This is a genomic window from Parabacteroides sp. HGS0025 (genome assembly GCF_000969845.1).
Taxonomy (GTDB): Bacteria; Bacteroidota; Bacteroidia; order Bacteroidales; family Tannerellaceae; genus Parabacteroides; species Parabacteroides gordonii.
The window spans coordinates 1,042,317-1,059,313 of sequence record NZ_KQ033903.1 but is presented as its reverse complement, the minus strand read 5'-3'; the positions used below and the strand labels follow the sequence as shown (position 1 = coordinate 1,059,313).

Sequence of the window (16,997 nt, the reverse complement as noted above, 5' to 3'; positions counted from 1 at the left end):
AAGTTTCACCCTAGAGAAACAAAAGTTCCATAAGCATGAAACTTTTCTTCTTACCTATGAAACGTCGGATACTTGTTATGGAACCGGTATCCGATACCCAGCATCAGATAGTTAGGAGTATGGAAGTTCTGCAGGTTATATCCTATATGGATGAATGAGCTTCGGGTTACTTCAATCTTGAGTGCCAGTACCTGGTACAAACCTTTCAAATCACCTCCCCGGTGGATAACGTTTCCACCCAGACCGATGCCGACAGTGAAGTAAGGCATCACATACTCTGCCCGTGCGGAAAGCCCCAATGCCAGCTGATAACTGAGCGGCGGACGGTAAAAAGGCTGTTCGGTTCCAACGATATAATCTTCAGTGTAGATATTGGCACTCTCATCGTAAACACCATCCAGCGATACTCCTGCCCGGAAATTGTATCCGAAGTTATACATCGGGTTGATATTGAATCCTGCTACCGCAAAAGCACCTGGTGCGGCAACTTGTCCTTCTCCGAAATACACCCCTTTCCGTCGCCAGGAACCGAACAAGACTACATCATAACTGATATGACGGGGGAAATTCGGTACGGGTGACCGGAAGAAAGGTTTGGAGAAGCAATCGCCATTCCTGTTGAAGTTATATACCAGTCCCACTTTCAGACCGATCGTATTCAGTCCCGCATTCGGAAACCGAGTATTTCCATTTGAGAAATGTGTTAAATCCACTCCGGCTGTGAGATCCAGCTCTTTTGAAAGAATATAGTTCAGGTAGAAATTAGCATTGATATAAGCGTTGATTTTCGAACCGATCACTTTGTTGTACGGATTATCATATTCTTCATAAGGCTTCCAGCCGAAAGAGGCTCCGAAGTTCCATTCATAGTTGAACGACAGGCGGGGATTGAACTGGGCAATACGTGCACCCTGAAAGAGGTAAAGGGCAAAAGGGTTTCCTATTTCCTCTTTATTATCAAACGAATACATGGCCAGTCCGAGTCCCTGGTAAGAACCTCTGTAGATCCGGTCCGTGTAACTGTTCGGATAATATTGAAAGGAATATTTTAAATGGGCAGAGATAGATTTTCGGATCGGTTCCATATCCATATTGTCTCCCCGCAGAAAAGAGTTGGTAGGGAAAATATAAGCCGGCCGGCCGTCGATCCCCAGCCGGTGAATCAATCGCCGTGAATAAGCGACGGAGTCTACCCCGCCGCCCGGTAAAATATCTTTGTTTCTTTCTTCTGCAAGTGCTATATCAGACAAGAAAAGCATGGTAATCAAAACGACCATTACTTTCAACCTCTCTATTTCCATACGCCGCTCCACTCGTTTGTTATTTGATTCATGTAAAGGGATAGGTACCCTATATTTCGCAAATATAATATTTTGAAGCGGTTAGATAGCCTATTATGAGTTCTTTTTTTATTTATTCATCTCTTTGGTGATCTCCTGTATGTCCTGGAGGGTGAAGTTTCCTATCAGCTGGATAACGCTGAAACTTTTATCCGTGTCGGCCAGCATGATCAGTTCGCTGATCAAGTCTCCTTTTTGTTTTACATAGAAAGTAGCACGGGTGTTGCCGTCTTTTACACGCATTAATTCCTCATGGTCTTTACTGATCAACCCTTTAAAGTCTTTGCGCATGTTTTCTTTTTTGGTGTTATCTTCGGTCGAGAGCACTTGCAGGCCTTCTATCTTACCTTTCATGTTCATCAGGTTAAGTCCGTTGGTGTCGAAAGAGGGCATCATCTGGAACATTTTCTTTGAGATATAGACGGAAGTGACGTTATCCATTTCGGAGTATTTGTCGAAAAGTTTGTTCTGTGCAAAGCAGATGCTTGTGCAGCATAGAAAGAAAATAAGCAATATATTTTTAGTTTTCATCTTGTTTGTCTTTTAAATGTATATTCAGGATCTCGTTTACTTTATTCATTTCCTGTTGAGCTTCGTTTACCTGCTCGATGCCCTTATTCAGGTTTATAGACAGGAAAGCGAGTGCTTCCTGGGCGGCAATGGCGGCTTCCTGCGGATTGGTATACGTGTCTGCCAACTGATGTTCCTTTTCGGGGGCAACAAACTGGAAGATACCTACACATAACAGTGCGACGGCAGCCGCTCCGCTGAGCCAGTAGAGGGAACGGCGGCGGAAAGATGAACGGATCGTCTCTTTCTTTTCGGCGGCAGCCCAGGCATCTATCTGCTGTTCCAACCGCTCGGAAAGTCCTTCCGGCAATGTCTGATCCTCCCGGAGAACCTTGTTGATTAATTCATCTATCTGTTTATCGTTCATATTCGTATAATTTTTCAAATTGTTCCCTGATTACTTTTCGTGCCCGGGAAAGCAGCACGCGTATGTTTACGGCACTCAGGCCGGTTATCTGTTCTATCTCATCCGTCGAACAATCGTCGATACCCTTTAGCTTGATGATCTGCCGCATGTTATCGGGCAATCGTTCTATCAGTCGGCGGATCTGTTGTTCTTTGTCCTTGGTTTCCAGCTCCTTTTCCGGTGAGGAGCCGGTCGCCTGTGTAATAGCTTCTTCTATCTCTTCTTCCCGACGGTTTGCACGGGGCGACCGGAGGAAATCGAGACAGAGGTTTTTGACCAGTGTGACGCAGAAGGCTTCCGGATTCTCTATGTCAGGCAGCTCATCCCGCTTATTCCATAGTTTATAGTAAGCATCCTGGAGGATATCTTCTGCATCGGCTTTGTTTTCGACAAGGGCATAAGCGATCCGGAAAAGTTTGGGATGGAAGGATAGATACGTTCGTTTGAAGTGACCGGCATCCGTTACCATAGACTTGCTATCATCTTGTCGATATCGGAAGATTTGATCTTTCCTTTGATGCGTATCAGGTTATCGTCATCGTTGCCGCCTGTTCGCAGGAGCACGAGTTCGCGTATCGTTTCCCCTTCGACACGTACCAGTACTTTGCAGCGGTTGTCTTTTTCATTGAAGGTGACGATTGTTTCGAAACGCGGGTCGTCCAGTTCCCGGATTGCTTTGGTAAAGCGCTTTTTAGTTTTGGGGGTGCAACCTTCGGTGTGTAATATTTCGATTGCGTTGATCCCCATATCCGGGGTGGTCACTTTTATCTGTTTGATGCCTAGCTCTTTAATTTCATCGTAATGGATCTTCACGTGTTTGACTTGTTCCGTTTTTGTGAACTCATTGAACAAATCGTCCATTGTCTGGCTCTTTCCTACCTGGCAGATCAGGATTAACATCAGGATAAGCATATACTTTTTCATCTTTCTGTTGTATTAAGTGATTACTGATTCTATTTGTTCCGGCCCCTCTGATGCGCGCTTTGTGAAGAGCCTTCATAAGAGAGACGGGATCGAAGAATAAGTTGTTACAAAGAAAGGGAAAAAAATAATGCGGCAATGTGTTAACAGCCCAATGTGCCGATTATTTAGAGACGGTTGCTTTATCCTTACTTTCCGCTATTTCAACGAAGTAGACACTCGAACAGATCAGTGCGATGGCAATCATCTGATACCAGCTGAAACGATCCTGGCCGATGGAAAGGGAGACGATGGTGGCAACGATCAATATAATGTAACCGTATAAAGCGACCAGCGTAGTACTTAGGTATTTGAGTCCTATCGGAATTAAAAGGTAACTGATCGTGGTAGGGAAGATCAGGACGAACATCAGGATCAGGAAAGGTTGCCATTCGAAATGACTGAACAGGTGTCCGTCGAAGCCGGTAAAAGCCATCACGACCAAAGAGGAAACGGCCGCCCCCAGGAAGCTATACCGCAACATATTGAGCGAGCTGACCTTGCCCAGTACCACATTGCTCACAATCAGGTAGGCTGCATAAGCGATCGAGCTGAGCAGGCAGAGCATATTACCCGTGAAAGCATCCGAAGCCAGATCATCGCTTTTCTGTGTCATGATACAGAGCAGTGCACCGCCCAACCCGATCACGATACCGATGACCTTCATCGCCGTGATCCGTTCCCTGAGGAAGATGACCGACAGGATAAATACCCAGATCGGTTGCAGGCTGCTGAACAGCGAACTGGATACCGGTGTCGTCTTGCTGACCCCGAGCAGATAGAAGAACATAAAGCCATATAAACCGATCGCCCCCAGCAGGAACAGGGTTATCTTCTCCCGCCGGGTCGTTTTATCCTGTTTCCAGAACAGGCTGATGATCCAGAACACGACAGCGGCGAATACGCAACGGAACATAACTCCTGTCAGCGGAGCGATCCATAAGGGTAGGAGATATTTGAGTGCATTCGCATTCAGACCGCTGAAAGTCTTCGATACGATCATACTAAGGTTGGCTTCTGTCTTTTTATTCTTCATACTGTTTGACGTTTTTAAGTAATTTACATACTATCATTGAACAGGAACGAGTCTTGTTTGATATAAGCCCATGCGGCAGCCACCAGGGCTATGATCAGGTTGAATATGAACGCGAACTGTTGTGTTTCTATATGTAATAAATCTTTGAATACATTTATAATGAATGGACACAGCAGGATAGCCAGGTAATTCATCGCCATGACGAAAGCCAGTGCCAATGTCACCTTTTCCGGGATAGCCGTGCGGGTCGTTTTGTCGTACGCGACAGGCTGAATAATGCCGTAACCTAATCCGGTAAAGATACAACCTAACCCGATCAGCCACTCTGTCCGGGAGATAAGGATCAAACCCATGCCGAGGGCGATGGAAAGAAGGCTGTAGAACTTGGTTTTCTTACCGCAATAATCGACGATCTGGTTCAGCACGAATCCCGGAGCCATGATAGCCAAAAAGAAGAGCGAGATCATAATGCCCGAGTTACCGCTGGTGAAATGATATTCCTTCATCAGGAAAGGCAGGTTGAAGCTGACGATGATCACCAGATAAGTGGCCAGCCCGTAGAACCCCATGATCTGCATCAAATACCTGATTTGTATGCCCCGTTTCCCGAATGAAGGATCGGTCGGGGTTGTTTTGCTTTTCGAAGAAGTCGTTGCGTGGACGGGTAGGGGATCTATATTCTTTTTCAGATAGAACGACAGGACGATCGAAACAAGCGGGAACAGATAAACGAGGAACGGCAGATGCCAGTTGATCTCCGCCAGGTAACCGGTCAATATGGTTGCCAGCACCAGCGTCACATTAGTGATGGCCGAACTCAACCCGAATTGTTTTGTCCGGTAAGCTCCGATAAAGAACCTCGATATAAGCCCGGTCGACAGCGGAACGATCAGCCCCGAACCGATTCCCAGCAAGGCGCTGACGGCAATCAGTTGCCACATCTTCGTCGAAAGCAGATACAGGAGACCGCTGACGGCGAAAATCCCCAGACCGATCTGTAACAACCATATATTATTGATCTTCTCCGTCAGTTTGCCGGACAATATAATAAAAGGTATGATCAGTAAGGAAGGCAAGGAAGATAACATCTGTATATCCAGTTCCGTCGAATGCGGAAAGATGGCCGAAAGCTTCCCCAGGATAGGAGAGACTGCCAGCCCCGGCAACGCATTCAGCGCCGAGATCGACCATATGCCTATTAGTGTGATAAGGGGGATCGTCCCCTGTCCGGTTTTTATTCTCATATTAAATGGCTGTTTTATAAGACAGAAAACAATTATTAGGGCTGAATGTTCATTTTGCAAATTCAGGCCAGCGAGTGCGGTCGCCGCACCCTCCCGTGCGCATGCACCGCACTAACTAATGCGCATGCACCGCACCCTCTCGAGTGCGGTGAGCGCACTAACTTCTTTTATATAACATTGTGATAATAAACTCCAAATCTTACAGGATTAACTAAAATCGAAGAACAATTCTTTTTAGAGGCTGTTTTTGCACTACAAATCGACGCACGAATGTCGGTTGCGCCAATTCTTAATAATTTAAAAACAAAAAGACATGAAAGATTCAAGTTTTAGAGAAGGTGATGCCAAAACCGCAATTTTTGGCTCGAACGCGATGTTGCACCCGGCTCCAGTAGACGTGATCCCTGACGGACCAACTACTCCGGAGATCGCTTACCAGATGGTAAAAGATGAAACTTATGCACAGACTCAACCTCGTTTGAACCTGGCTACATTTGTTACCACCTGGATGGACGATTACGCAACCAAGTTGATGAACGAAGCAATCAACATCAACTATATCGACGAAACTGAGTACCCGCGTATCGCTGTGATGAACGCTAAATGTATCAACATCATGGCTAACTTGTGGAACAGCCCCGAACAGGCACAGTGGAAAGCCGGAGCTTTGGCTATCGGTTCTTCCGAAGCATGTATGTTGGGTGGTGTTGCAGCCTGGTTGCGCTGGCGTGAAAAAAGATTGGCTCAGGGCAAACCGGTCGACAAACCTAACTTTGTGATCTCTGCCGGATTCCAGGTTGTATGGGAAAAGTTTGCCCAGTTGTGGCAGATCGAAATGCGCCAGGTGCCGTTGACACAGGAACATATCACACTCGACCCGCAGGATGCCCTGAATATGTGTGACGAAAATACTATCTGTATCGTTCCTATCCAGGGTGTTACATGGACAGGTTTGAACGACGATGTGGAAGCATTGGACGCTGCCCTCGACGCATACAATGCAAAGACAGGCTATGATATTCCTATCCATGTGGATGCCGCTTCCGGTGGTTTCATCCTGCCATTCCTGAAACCGGAAGTAAAATGGGACTTCCGTCTGAAATGGGTACTTTCCATCAGTACTTCCGGCCACAAATACGGTCTGGTTTATCCGGGTCTGGGCTGGGTTGTCTGGAAAGATAAAAAATACCTGCCGGGCTCCATGTCTTTCAGTGTGAATTATTTAGGCGCAAACATCACGCAGGTTGGTTTGAACTTCTCTCGTCCTGCCGCTCAGATTCTGGGACAATACTATCAGTTTATCCGTCTCGGATTCCAGGGTTACAAGGAAGTACAGCAGAACAGTCTGGCTATTGCCGATTATCTGCATGCTGAAATCGCTAAGTTCGCTCCGTTCCAGAATTACAGTAAAGAAGTAGTGAATCCATTGTTCATCTGGTACCTGAAACCGGAATATGCCAAGACAGCCAAATGGACACTTTACGACTTGCAGGATAAACTGAAACAAAGCGGATGGATGGTTCCTGCTTATACATTGCCTGACAACCTCGAAAACTGGGTAGTTATGCGTATCGTTGTCCGTCAGGGCTTCAGCCGCGACATGGCAGACCAGTTGCTGGGCGACATCAGTAATGCGATCGCCGACCTGGAAAAACTGGAATATCCTACTCCAACCCGTATCGCACAAGACAAACAACAACCCGTAAAAGGCTCTGTCTTCACTCATACCGGTTCTCCTAAATCAACTAAATAATTTGTTTAGTATGGATAAGAAGATTTCCGTTTCACAAATCAAGGAAGCAGCCCAGGAAGCCTATGAGATGTTCAAGACGAACACAGACGGTAAGAATGCCGATTACATCCCTTATCTGGCCAATATAGATAAGAACCTGTTCGGTATCAGTATCTGTCTGATGGACGGGACACTCATCCAGTTGGGCGATTCCGAATACCGTTTCGGTATAGAGTCTGTATCGAAAGTGCATACCGCCATACTGGCCTTGCGCCAATACGGTGCAGAGAAGTTACTGCAAATGATCGGTGCCGATGCTACCGGACTGCCTTTCAACTCGATCATGGCGATCCTGCTGGAGAAAGACCATCCGTCTACTCCGTTGGTCAATGCCGGTGCGATTACCGCCGACAGTATGGTTCAACCGATAGGCGACTCCGCCAAGAAATGGGATGCCATTGTTGCGAATATCACCGACCTTTGCGGCAGTGCCCCCCAGCTGATCGACGAGTTATACAAATCGGAGTCTGCCACCAACTTCAACAACCGCTCCATTGCCTGGTTGCTGAAGAACTACAACCGTATCTACGACGATCCGGATATGTCGCTCGACCTCTATACCCGTCAGTGTTCGCTGGGAATTACAGTAGCTCAATTATCTGTCTGCGGAGCTACTATTGCCAACGATGGTCTGAACCCGGTATCGAAAAAGCAGATATTCGACGGATCATTGTCGCCGAAGATCACTTCGCTGATCGCTACCGTAGGCTTCTATGAACATACCGGCGACTGGTTGTACACTTCCGGTATCCCTGCAAAAACAGGTGTAGGTGGTGGTGTGATGGGTGTGATGCCCGGCCTGTTCGGTATCTCAGCCTTTGCCCCTCCAATTGACAGTGCAGGTAACTCTGTAAAAGCTCAATTGGCTATCAAATATATAATGAATAAACTGGGTCTGTCCATTTTCAATGGCGACCGGGTAACAATTACTGAATAAACAGTTTGTTCTTTTAATTGGCAAGCCTCTTTATCCCTCGTTCAGAGGGTGGGAGGCTTGTTTGGTTATTGTTTGGGTTTAACAAATCCTACCGGATTGCGAGGCTTGTCGGATAGTCCCTTTTGTACCTGTAGCTCTGCCAATGTTTTATTGATCAGTTCCAGTTGTATACGGGTGTCTTCGTTGATGTCGTTGTAATCGGTAAATACATCTTCTATATATTCCTTTAGTTCTTTCAATTCATGTTGAAGTTCCTGTACTTTGTCTGCAGGAGTATCAATTATTAAATGCCGGATAGCAACAAAAGCACGTGTTATCAGAATACTTGTTTGTACAGCTATATTACTGCGAAGTACACTTGACAGCATTACTACACCATGTTCGGTAAAAACAAGTGGAATAGCTGATTTGGGACGTTTGGTACGTGATGTCATCACAATTTGTGATGACATATTTTCCCATTCCTGGCTTGTCAATTGGAACATGAAATCTTCGGGAAACCGATCTATATTACGCTTTACTGCTTGATTTAACACGCGTGTTTCGACTTGGTATAATTCAGCTAGATCGCTATCGATCATAACCTTCCGGCCTCTTATTTCATAGATCTTGTTTTGAATTAATTGGATTTCATCTTTGTCTTTCATAATTAATATGTTTTGATTGTTAATATGAAGGCAAAGATATTATTTTCAATTGATATGCAAGACAAATTGTTTCACTTTTTCGCATTATCGGCATATTGCCACATTAATATATTATTTATGACAACAACAACCTTCTTCACCTACGCCGACACGTTGGTGAAACGCAAACGCAAGGCGGGCAAACATGCTACCGCCGACCTTTACCGGGCTTCCTCCAACTGGTTCCGGCGGTTCTGCGGCAACGCCGAACTGTCTTTTGCCGACATCACTCCCGGTATGATCGATCGCTTCCTCTACTGGCTGCAAGCCGGTGGACATCTGAAAACCAACTCGATAAACAGCTACCTGAGCAATCTCCGCGCTATCTGCAACACGGCCGTGCGCGAAGGCGTTGCCCCGGTCGGTCGTCTGTCGCCTTTCGCCCACCTCATCCTGCGCCCGGAAGAGACCGCCAAACGTGCGCTGCGTATCGAGACGCTCGAAGAAATCGCCCGGCTCGACGTCTCCGGTGATCCCGGTCTGCAACAGGCGAAAGATTTCGGTCTTTTCTCCTTCCTGGCCTGCGGAATGCCGTTTGTCGACCTGGCACACCTCACCCGCGAGAATATCGTGGACGGTGAACTGGTGTACAACCGCTGCAAAACCGGTACCCTGATACACATCCGTATCACCCCCGGTATGCAGCGACTGCTCGACCGATATGCTTCACCCGCCAGCTGTTACCTCTTTCCGGTATTGCCCGAAACCGGTGACAGCGAACAGCTTTACGAAGCCTATAAACGTGCCTTGCACCGGTATAACGGTTATCTGACGGAGATCGGCGAGCAGTTATCCATCCCGATCCACCTTACCTCGTATGTCTTCCGTCATACCTGGGCAACAGAAGCGCTGCGCAACGGCACACCGGTAGCCCTCATCGGTCAGATGCTCGGCCATACGTCGGAGCGCACGACACGGCACTATCTGGCAAAACTGGATCAGTCGAAGCTTGATGCTGCCAATAAGATAATCACAAAAGGACTGGATGGCCTGGTAGGGATGAGGGCTTAAGGAACCTTATTTGTGAAATAAGGTATGTTGCCCCCTTTGAAGCCAATCTTGAAAATCACGGCTTGTACTAGTGTGGGAACGGGGCAAAGATATGTATTTTCTTTTAAACAAAACAAACTTGTCTGCTTATATTTAGGTGGGTGGGGGACGATTTCGCTAAAAAGACTGAATTCAGGCGGTTTTTCGTGGGGTATGGGCATAGTGGGGCGGAGGGTAACTTTTCCCCTCTGGAGAGGGGGCAGGGGGTGTGTTAAAGCTTCAAATAAAGACTATCCAGATAGAAAATCACAGATAAAATCCGCTCAATCTATATAGTTCGTGCTTTAGTTCGGCAAATTACACACCCCCTACCCCCTCTCCAGAGGGGAGTAAGTTACTCTCTGTCAATATTAAACCCTAAGATAAACCGACCCTTATTTCACAAATAAGGTTTGAGTATCAAAGGTAACTCCCTGCCCAACCAGCGGGTATAATTCAAAGTATTATGGCTGAAAAAATCATTTTAACTGCCGATCTTTACGACAATGCCGTTACAGAGCGTAAAGGCGATTACACAGCGAAGCCCCGTATAACCGGAACAGTACGTAACAAACAAATCGCCGAACGCATCCTGGCTCGTGGTTCCGAACTGCGACTGGATACGATCGAATACATCCTGGGGATGGGCGATCAGGAAAAGGTAACCGCTATTGCGGAAGGTAAAAGTGTCGTTGACGGTGTTGGCCAGTATATGGCTACCATCACAGGCCCTTTCGAAGGCGAAAAAGCCGCTTTCGATCCTGCTAAAAACAAACTCACAGCCAGTTACGTCCCCGGTAAACTGCTGCGTGATACGTTGAAGAACGTGGAGATAGATACCCGTCCCGCCGTCACCGGCCCGGTCATCAACTCGATTATCGACTCTACGACCGGCGAGATGAACACACAACTCACTTCTGCTGCTCCTGTCGTTATTTCCGGATCGAACATCAAAGTAGCCGGCGACGATGCCGGTATAGGTGTTTTCTTCACCAAGGCGGGCGGCACGGCACAGAAAAGCCCGTTGCTGGTTCACAACAATCCTTCTGAACTGACTGTAATGCTGCCTGTTCTCGAAGACGGTGAATACACGCTAAGTATTGTTACCCAGTCTGCTGCCGGCAACAAGCTGGTAAAAGAACCACGTACCTATACGTTCCCGGTACTGCTTTATGTAGGCGAAAAACCGGGTGGCGGTGGTGAGGATGACCGTCCTGTTATTGAATAGTCTTCCTCAGTGCCGTTGGATAGATTGTCTAACCAACGGCACTTACACACACTCACTAAAGGCACTTAGCCTGCCTAACCAACGTTGGTTAGACGGTGCGCCTAAAGAATGTTAAAACAAGAAAGAGAATATATTTCATTTAATAATCAAGTAAATTTATCATGAAACATTATTACATCGCACTAGTAGCTATTGGATTAGCTTTTAATTCAACTGTAAATGCACAAGTCAGTAATCCTCTTGTAAAAAGTAATGCTACACAAAATGTCGATAGCATTATCCAACGCAATGCTGCGGAGAATGTATCCAAAACGGTTTATACGTATACTGACGATAAAAAGGTGTCGGAAGAATTGGTGTATACCTGGAATGCTTTGTCAAAGGATTGGACTAATTTTTCTAAAACATCTAATACCTATGATGCAGCTGGTAATAAAACAGCGGTCATTACTCAGAAATGGGATGGTAAAGTCTGGAATGATTCAATAAAGATAACTTCTACATATAATGATCAGGGGCATATTTTGAGTTATGATTTGAGAGATCTGTTGGTTAATCGTCATCGTGTGGAAGAGTATACATATAATGGATTGAATGGTGTTGAAATATATGTTGATACAACCCGGACAAGTGAAACAGCTTTTACTGTTATTCGGGGAAAAATAGAAACGGAATATATGGAAAACGGACAAATAAAGAGTTATATAAACTATAACAAAAATAGTAATGAAGCAGATAAAGACGAATGGGTGTTTAATAATAAGCTGACATATACTTATGATGATCAGGGACGGTTGTCTGAAACAAGCTTGGATAATGCCACATATCAATTAGGGAAATGGATATATAGTTATACGGATAACAGTGAATTAATGCAACTTTATCAACGATTTTCTGCAGACGCAGATTTGGCTCTTTTATCAGAGACATTGACTGAGACGGAAGGGGAAAATCCGGTAACTACTACTGTCAAAGTAAAAAACTATTGGGATAATGAAAACCCGGAATGGGTAGTTACAAGTCAGACTTATACCTATTACCCGGAAAACTCATCTACTCAGGTGGAAACTCCTGTATTGGAGAATGTACGTGTTTATAGTCAAGATGGTATTCTCTATGTAGAAATTCCGGAAAATATGTCGGTTCAAGTATATTCGATCCTTGGTGGATGTTATTATAATGCGTTCGTTAATGGATCAGCACAAATATCAAAACTGCAGTCAGGTATCTACCTGGTCCGTATCAACCAAAAGTCAGTTAAAGTAAGAATCTGATTATATAGTTTTTTGCAGCCCGTCTAATCAACGTTGGTTAAACAGTGCGCCTAAAATATGTTAACAACTAAAACAGACCACACTCAACAGTTGGCCTAACTCTATTTTATCAACAAATATATTAATGCGTATGAAAAAGATTTTAACGCTTGTTACCCTTGTATTGGGTATCTATTGTGCCCAGGCACAGACAAATGCAGGTGCATTTGCGTCAATGAAACTTGGTGAACCCGTCATGTTTGACAGCGCCATTCCACAAATCACAACCAAGGCAGATGCTTCCTCTTTTGCCGGAGGTTCCGGTACGGAAGCGGATCCCTATCTGATTGCTACCAAGGAACATTTAAGTAGTCTTGAGACATTGGCTAAGGATGCTTCCGGTAATTGGCCTAAAATATTGGAAGGGGTTTATTTTAAGCAAATTGCTGATATCGTTTATGAGGATGGAGAAGATATGCCTAGGATCGGTAATGGTGCATGGTTTGCAGGGACGTATGATGGCGACGGGTACGCCATAAAGAATTGTAATTTAAAATTTAGTAGGATTTATGAAGATGAGGCTAATCATAGTGTCTCTACAGCTTTATTCAATAACTCGAAAGGGGCTATCCTTAAAAACATCCGCATGGTTGATACAAAAATCGATATCGAAGGGAAAGCTGTCAGCATCAGTTGGTCGGTAGCAGGGTTAGCTGGTAATTTTTGGGATGGTCAAATAATCAATTGCACGACAGAAGGTACTTATTCCGTACGGATAACCGGTAAGAATGCTTGGTGTGATGTTGTTGGTTTGGTTGCTAAAGCATATAATAGTACGATTGACAACTGTCGTAGTTATGGCAGTTTTCGTAGTGAAGTTATTTCGACAGGCGGTTCCAGTACCGCAGAGGCTTCTGGTATTGTCGGAATTGTGGATAATGGTACGAAAGTTATTAATTGCATTAGCTATGGTAAGATAGAAAGTTATGGTTCCGGAGATGCCGACCAGTTAGTTGCTTATGCTGGCGGAATCGCATCTTATGCCAATAACAGTAGTAAAATCCTGAACTGTGGTAGTCGAGGTGAGTCGCTTACCGCGAAAGTGGAAAACAAACAGGAGGGTGGTACATCTTATGCATATACAGCAGGGATAGTTCCTGGTTTACTTGCTAAGAGTATACTTTCAAATAGTTGGAGTGTTGTTCCAGCATTAAAGAGTCAAGCTATTACTGGATCTTACGTTGACCCTACTTGCTGTTTATCAACAGGAGAATCAACGATTAGCAATTGTTATTATTCTAAAGACGAAGCGAGCGAAGCATCGATGAAGAGCCAGGAGTTTGTTGGTGAACTCAATAAAAATCTGCCGGAAGGAGCTCTTACATGGCAGTTGAGAAAAGACGATTACCCAGCTCTACAAGCCTTGCACAATGTAACGCTTCCTCTCTTGACAGGTGCAACAACCACGCCGAGTGAAGGTATATCTAAAATAGAAGAAGGCGAACGTTTCCGCTTCACATTGACATTGGATGAAGAATACAACGAGTCGAAACCGATTGTTACTGTTGGTGACAAGACGTTGGAACCGGATGCCGATATGAATTACGTAACAGATAGGGTAACTGCGGATATGGTTATCAAAATCACCGGCATTGTTAAGAATACGGCAACTGCCAACGAAAAGATAACAACGGGCTCAAAGGTCTATGTGACAGGTGGAGTTTTGTATATCCAACCGGAAGCCCCTGTTAAGGTAAGTGTATTTAATATGCAAGGCCGGTTGATAAAGTCAGCCATGATCTCCGGTGATGCCCAAATGCAATTGCCACAGGGCATTTACGTTGTCCGTTTGAATGACCAAAGCTATAAAGTTAGCATAAGCGAATAACTATCTGCTCTTACATAAATAAGGCTGTGCCATCCTTCCATACGGAATCAGGGCACAGCCTTTATTATTATAAATTGTTTTGACTTTTATCATCCATTTTGAGACTTTTGTTTTGTGTCTGTTTCCGGTGCATCTTCCCCGTTATATAACTCATTCTTTCTTTTATTCGCATTCTGTACGAGGCTGGTTACATAGACGGTGAAGATGGGGAACATCATCATTCCCAGGGCTGCCAGCAGGACGGACAGTATTCGGCCTGTGGGCGTAACGGCGTAAATATTCGAACCGACTGTCGTTACATCCATGAACGCCCACCAGAGGGCATCGTCATAGGCTACTACTTGCGGGTTTACTTTATGTTCGATCACGAAGAATATCAGGCTGGAGAAATAAACGGTAGCCAGCAGCATGGTCAGGTAGGATACGAACAGCCCTGAAGCCTTATTGGAGGATAGCCATCCCACCACGATAGCCAGTGCGTAACCGCTACGTGCCAACGGGATAAAGCGAAGGAAATAAGTGATCTCCGGTGAGAATTCGATCCCGTAATAATTGATAATATTAAGATAAGGAATAGATACAATTAAGAAAATGAGGTGAGTCTGCAAGTAATATATTTTACGTTTTGATAAGAAAAACTCCAAAACGAAATCGGCGATAAAGAACATACAGATCCAGAACTGTATTTTCAGGTAAGATCCCTGTGTCAGGAAAGGGATATTGTTGAACGTATCGATTGAAATTGTTACAATAAGAAATAATGAAAGTAGCAATATGATAACATGCAGTATTCCATAGATCCCTTTCTTCTCATAAATAAAATCATTCAGTGCAGACTTCATTGCGTTTCATATTTAGGCGTTTAGACAGAAATATTTTAGGTTATCTAACAGCGAATCCCCTGATTTTGTTTTTAACACTATTCTGTTAATTAACCTAGTTTGACATCCTATTGACAAACTAACACAATACCGATTTGTTTTACTGTCATATTTAAAGCGAAACTAAACAATACAAAATTCACATTTAAACAGTAAATTCATGGCAAATGTAGGAAAAGCAGTAAAACTTGGAGTTTTTACTCTTGCGATTATGAATGTTACGGCGGTAGTGTCTCTCCGCGGACTACCAGCCGAGGCTGTATACGGATTGAGTTCAGCCTTTTATTATCTCTTTGCGGCAATTGTCTTTTTGATCCCGACGTCGCTGGTGGCAGCTGAGTTGGCGGCCATGTTCCAGGATAAACAAGGTGGGGTTTTCCGATGGGTCGGGGAGGCCTACGGTAAGAAATGGGGGTTCCTCGCTATCTGGGTGCAGTGGATTGAAAGTACGATCTGGTATCCGACTGTGTTGACCTTCGGTGCTGTATCCATCGCCTTTATCGGGATGAACGATGCACACGACATGACACTGGCTTCAAACAAAATGTACACATTAGCTGTGGTGTTGATCATCTACTGGCTGGCTACCTTTATTTCATTGAAAGGTTTGAGTTGGGTTGGTAAAGTGGCTAAAGTAGGTGGTATCGTCGGTACGATCCTTCCCGCTGCCTTGTTGATCATTCTCGGAATTGTTTACCTGTCTATGGGCGGTCATTCCAACATGGACTTCCACGGTAATTTCTTCCCCGATTTCTCTAAGTTCGATAATCTGGTGCTTGCTTCCAGTATCTTCCTGTTTTATGCAGGTATGGAGATGGGCGGTATCCACGTAAAGGATGTTGATAATCCTTCCAAGAACTATCCGAAAGCTGTATTTATCGGTGCGTTGATCACTGTTCTTATCTTCGTACTGGGTACTTTTGCGCTGGGTATTATTATCCCTGAGAAGGATATTAACCTGACACAGAGTTTGCTGGTCGGCTTCGACAATTACTTTAAATTTATCCATGCTTCCTGGTTGTCTCCGATCATTGCCGTTGCTTTGGCATTCGGTGTGCTGGCCGGTGTATTGACATGGGTTGCCGGTCCGTCAAAAGGTATCTTTACAGTGGGTAAGGCCGGTTATCTGCCTCCTTTCTTCCAGAAAACAAATAAGATCGGGGTACAGAAAAATATTTTGTTGGTACAGGGATGTGCCGTTACTCTGTTGAGCTTGCTGTTCGTGGTAATGCCTTCCGTACAGAGTTTCTACCAGATCCTGTCACAGTTGACCGTGATTCTTTACCTGGTAATGTATCTGCTGATGTTCTCCGGCGCTATTGCTTTGCGTTACCGGATGAAAAAGGCTAACCGTCCGTTCCGTATCGGTAAAAGTGGTAACGGGTTGATGTGGTTTATCGGTGGTCTTGGTTTCTGTGGATCTTTACTGGCGTTTATATTGAGCTTTATTCCACCGAGTCAGATCTCTGTCGGTAGTAATACTGTCTGGTTTGCCGTATTGATTATCGGTGCTATTGTTGTTGTGGCTGCTCCGTTCATTATCTTTGCTTCCAAGAAAGCATCGTGGGTCGATCCGAACGCACAGTTCGAACCGTTCCATTGGGAAGAAGCAAAAGTACAGGCTCCTGTTGCCGGTACAACTGCTGCTACTCCGACTGCCAACACAAATAGTACAAACGCAACAACAAATACGACTACGAAGAATAATACACAAGCATAATAAATACTTATGTAATTTCTATTCTAC

At 44.9% G+C, this 16,997-nt stretch carries 16 protein-coding genes; 7 read left to right on the top strand and 9 right to left on the bottom strand.

Annotated features, from left to right (window positions below):
* Positions 1-50 precede the first annotated feature (50 nt).
* From HMPREF1212_RS21130 to HMPREF1212_RS21100, 7 genes are all read right to left on the bottom strand, one after another.
* A complete protein-coding gene (locus tag HMPREF1212_RS21130; RefSeq protein WP_046150982.1) occupies positions 51-1,301 on the bottom strand; it encodes an acyloxyacyl hydrolase in 1,251 nt (416 codons plus the stop codon).
* A 108-nt stretch (positions 1,302-1,409) separates the two neighbouring features.
* Entirely contained in the window at positions 1,410-1,871 is a 462-nt protein-coding gene (locus HMPREF1212_RS21125) for a DUF4252 domain-containing protein (RefSeq protein WP_028730024.1), read from the bottom strand.
* Positions 1,861-2,277, bottom strand: coding sequence for a FecR family protein (locus tag HMPREF1212_RS21120; RefSeq protein ID WP_046150981.1), 417 nt, complete (start codon positions 2,275-2,277; stop codon positions 1,861-1,863). Before HMPREF1212_RS21120 ends, HMPREF1212_RS21125 begins: the two co-directional genes overlap by 11 nt.
* Positions 2,267-2,785 (bottom strand): RNA polymerase sigma factor, encoded by a 519-nt coding sequence (locus HMPREF1212_RS21115; RefSeq protein ID WP_046150980.1) that lies wholly within the window; start codon positions 2,783-2,785, stop codon positions 2,267-2,269. Before HMPREF1212_RS21115 ends, HMPREF1212_RS21120 begins: the two co-directional genes overlap by 11 nt.
* The gene (locus HMPREF1212_RS21110) at positions 2,779-3,240 is read right to left on the bottom strand and encodes a DUF4252 domain-containing protein (RefSeq protein WP_046150979.1); all 462 of its coding nucleotides are present in this window, start codon (positions 3,238-3,240) and stop codon (positions 2,779-2,781) included. The genes HMPREF1212_RS21115 and HMPREF1212_RS21110 overlap by 7 nt, the downstream gene beginning before the upstream one ends.
* A 160-nt stretch (positions 3,241-3,400) precedes the next feature.
* Positions 3,401-4,312 carry a DMT family transporter gene (locus tag HMPREF1212_RS21105; protein ID WP_046150978.1) on the bottom strand — a complete coding sequence of 304 codons (912 nt, stop codon included), beginning with the start codon at positions 4,310-4,312 and terminating at the stop codon, positions 3,401-3,403.
* Between the two features lie 23 nt (positions 4,313-4,335).
* On the bottom strand, positions 4,336-5,556 hold the full coding sequence (locus HMPREF1212_RS21100) for an MFS transporter (protein ID WP_046150977.1): 1,221 nt from the start codon (positions 5,554-5,556) through the stop codon (positions 4,336-4,338).
* A 313-nt stretch (positions 5,557-5,869) separates the two neighbouring features.
* Here HMPREF1212_RS21100 and HMPREF1212_RS21095 point away from each other — a divergent pair, with 313 nt between their 5' ends.
* Both HMPREF1212_RS21095 and glsA read left to right on the top strand, forming a co-directional pair.
* Positions 5,870-7,309: a glutamate decarboxylase gene (locus HMPREF1212_RS21095; RefSeq protein WP_028730030.1), complete on the top strand. Its 1,440-nt coding sequence runs from the start codon at positions 5,870-5,872 to the stop codon at positions 7,307-7,309.
* Between the two features lie 10 nt (positions 7,310-7,319).
* The gene (glsA, locus tag HMPREF1212_RS21090) at positions 7,320-8,285 is read left to right on the top strand and encodes a glutaminase A (protein WP_046150976.1); all 966 of its coding nucleotides are present in this window, start codon (positions 7,320-7,322) and stop codon (positions 8,283-8,285) included.
* 65 nt (positions 8,286-8,350) lie between these two features.
* Here the strand turns inward: glsA and HMPREF1212_RS21085 are convergent, their stop codons facing one another.
* The gene (locus HMPREF1212_RS21085) at positions 8,351-8,932 is read right to left on the bottom strand and encodes an ORF6N domain-containing protein (protein WP_046150975.1); all 582 of its coding nucleotides are present in this window, start codon (positions 8,930-8,932) and stop codon (positions 8,351-8,353) included.
* A 54-nt stretch (positions 8,933-8,986) separates the two neighbouring features.
* On the opposite strand from HMPREF1212_RS21085, the gene HMPREF1212_RS21080 reads away from it, so the two are divergent.
* The 4 genes from HMPREF1212_RS21080 (at position 8,987) to HMPREF1212_RS21060 (ending at position 14,369) form a co-directional block, all read left to right on the top strand.
* Complete coding sequence (locus tag HMPREF1212_RS21080; protein WP_232430175.1) at positions 8,987-9,982, top strand: tyrosine-type recombinase/integrase; 996 nt, start codon at positions 8,987-8,989, stop codon at positions 9,980-9,982.
* Positions 9,983-10,466: 484 nt separating this feature from the next.
* A complete protein-coding gene (locus HMPREF1212_RS21070) occupies positions 10,467-11,228 on the top strand; it encodes a DUF4469 domain-containing protein (protein WP_046150972.1) in 762 nt (253 codons plus the stop codon).
* Positions 11,229-11,389: 161 nt separating this feature from the next.
* Positions 11,390-12,502, top strand: a complete 1,113-nt coding sequence (locus HMPREF1212_RS21065) for a hypothetical protein (RefSeq protein WP_046150971.1) — start codon at positions 11,390-11,392, stop codon at positions 12,500-12,502.
* Between the two features lie 163 nt (positions 12,503-12,665).
* Positions 12,666-14,369: a T9SS type A sorting domain-containing protein gene (locus tag HMPREF1212_RS21060; protein ID WP_198293291.1), complete on the top strand. Its 1,704-nt coding sequence runs from the start codon at positions 12,666-12,668 to the stop codon at positions 14,367-14,369.
* An 89-nt stretch (positions 14,370-14,458) separates the two neighbouring features.
* Here HMPREF1212_RS21060 and HMPREF1212_RS21055 read toward each other — a convergent pair whose 3' ends face one another.
* On the bottom strand, positions 14,459-15,211 hold the full coding sequence (locus HMPREF1212_RS21055; protein WP_028730039.1) for a potassium channel family protein: 753 nt from the start codon (positions 15,209-15,211) through the stop codon (positions 14,459-14,461).
* Between the two features lie 199 nt (positions 15,212-15,410).
* On the opposite strand from HMPREF1212_RS21055, the gene gadC reads away from it, so the two are divergent.
* Positions 15,411-16,970, top strand: coding sequence for a putative glutamine/gamma-aminobutyrate antiporter GadC (gene gadC, locus HMPREF1212_RS21050; RefSeq protein WP_046150969.1), 1,560 nt, complete (start codon positions 15,411-15,413; stop codon positions 16,968-16,970).
* Positions 16,971-16,997 lie beyond the last annotated feature (27 nt).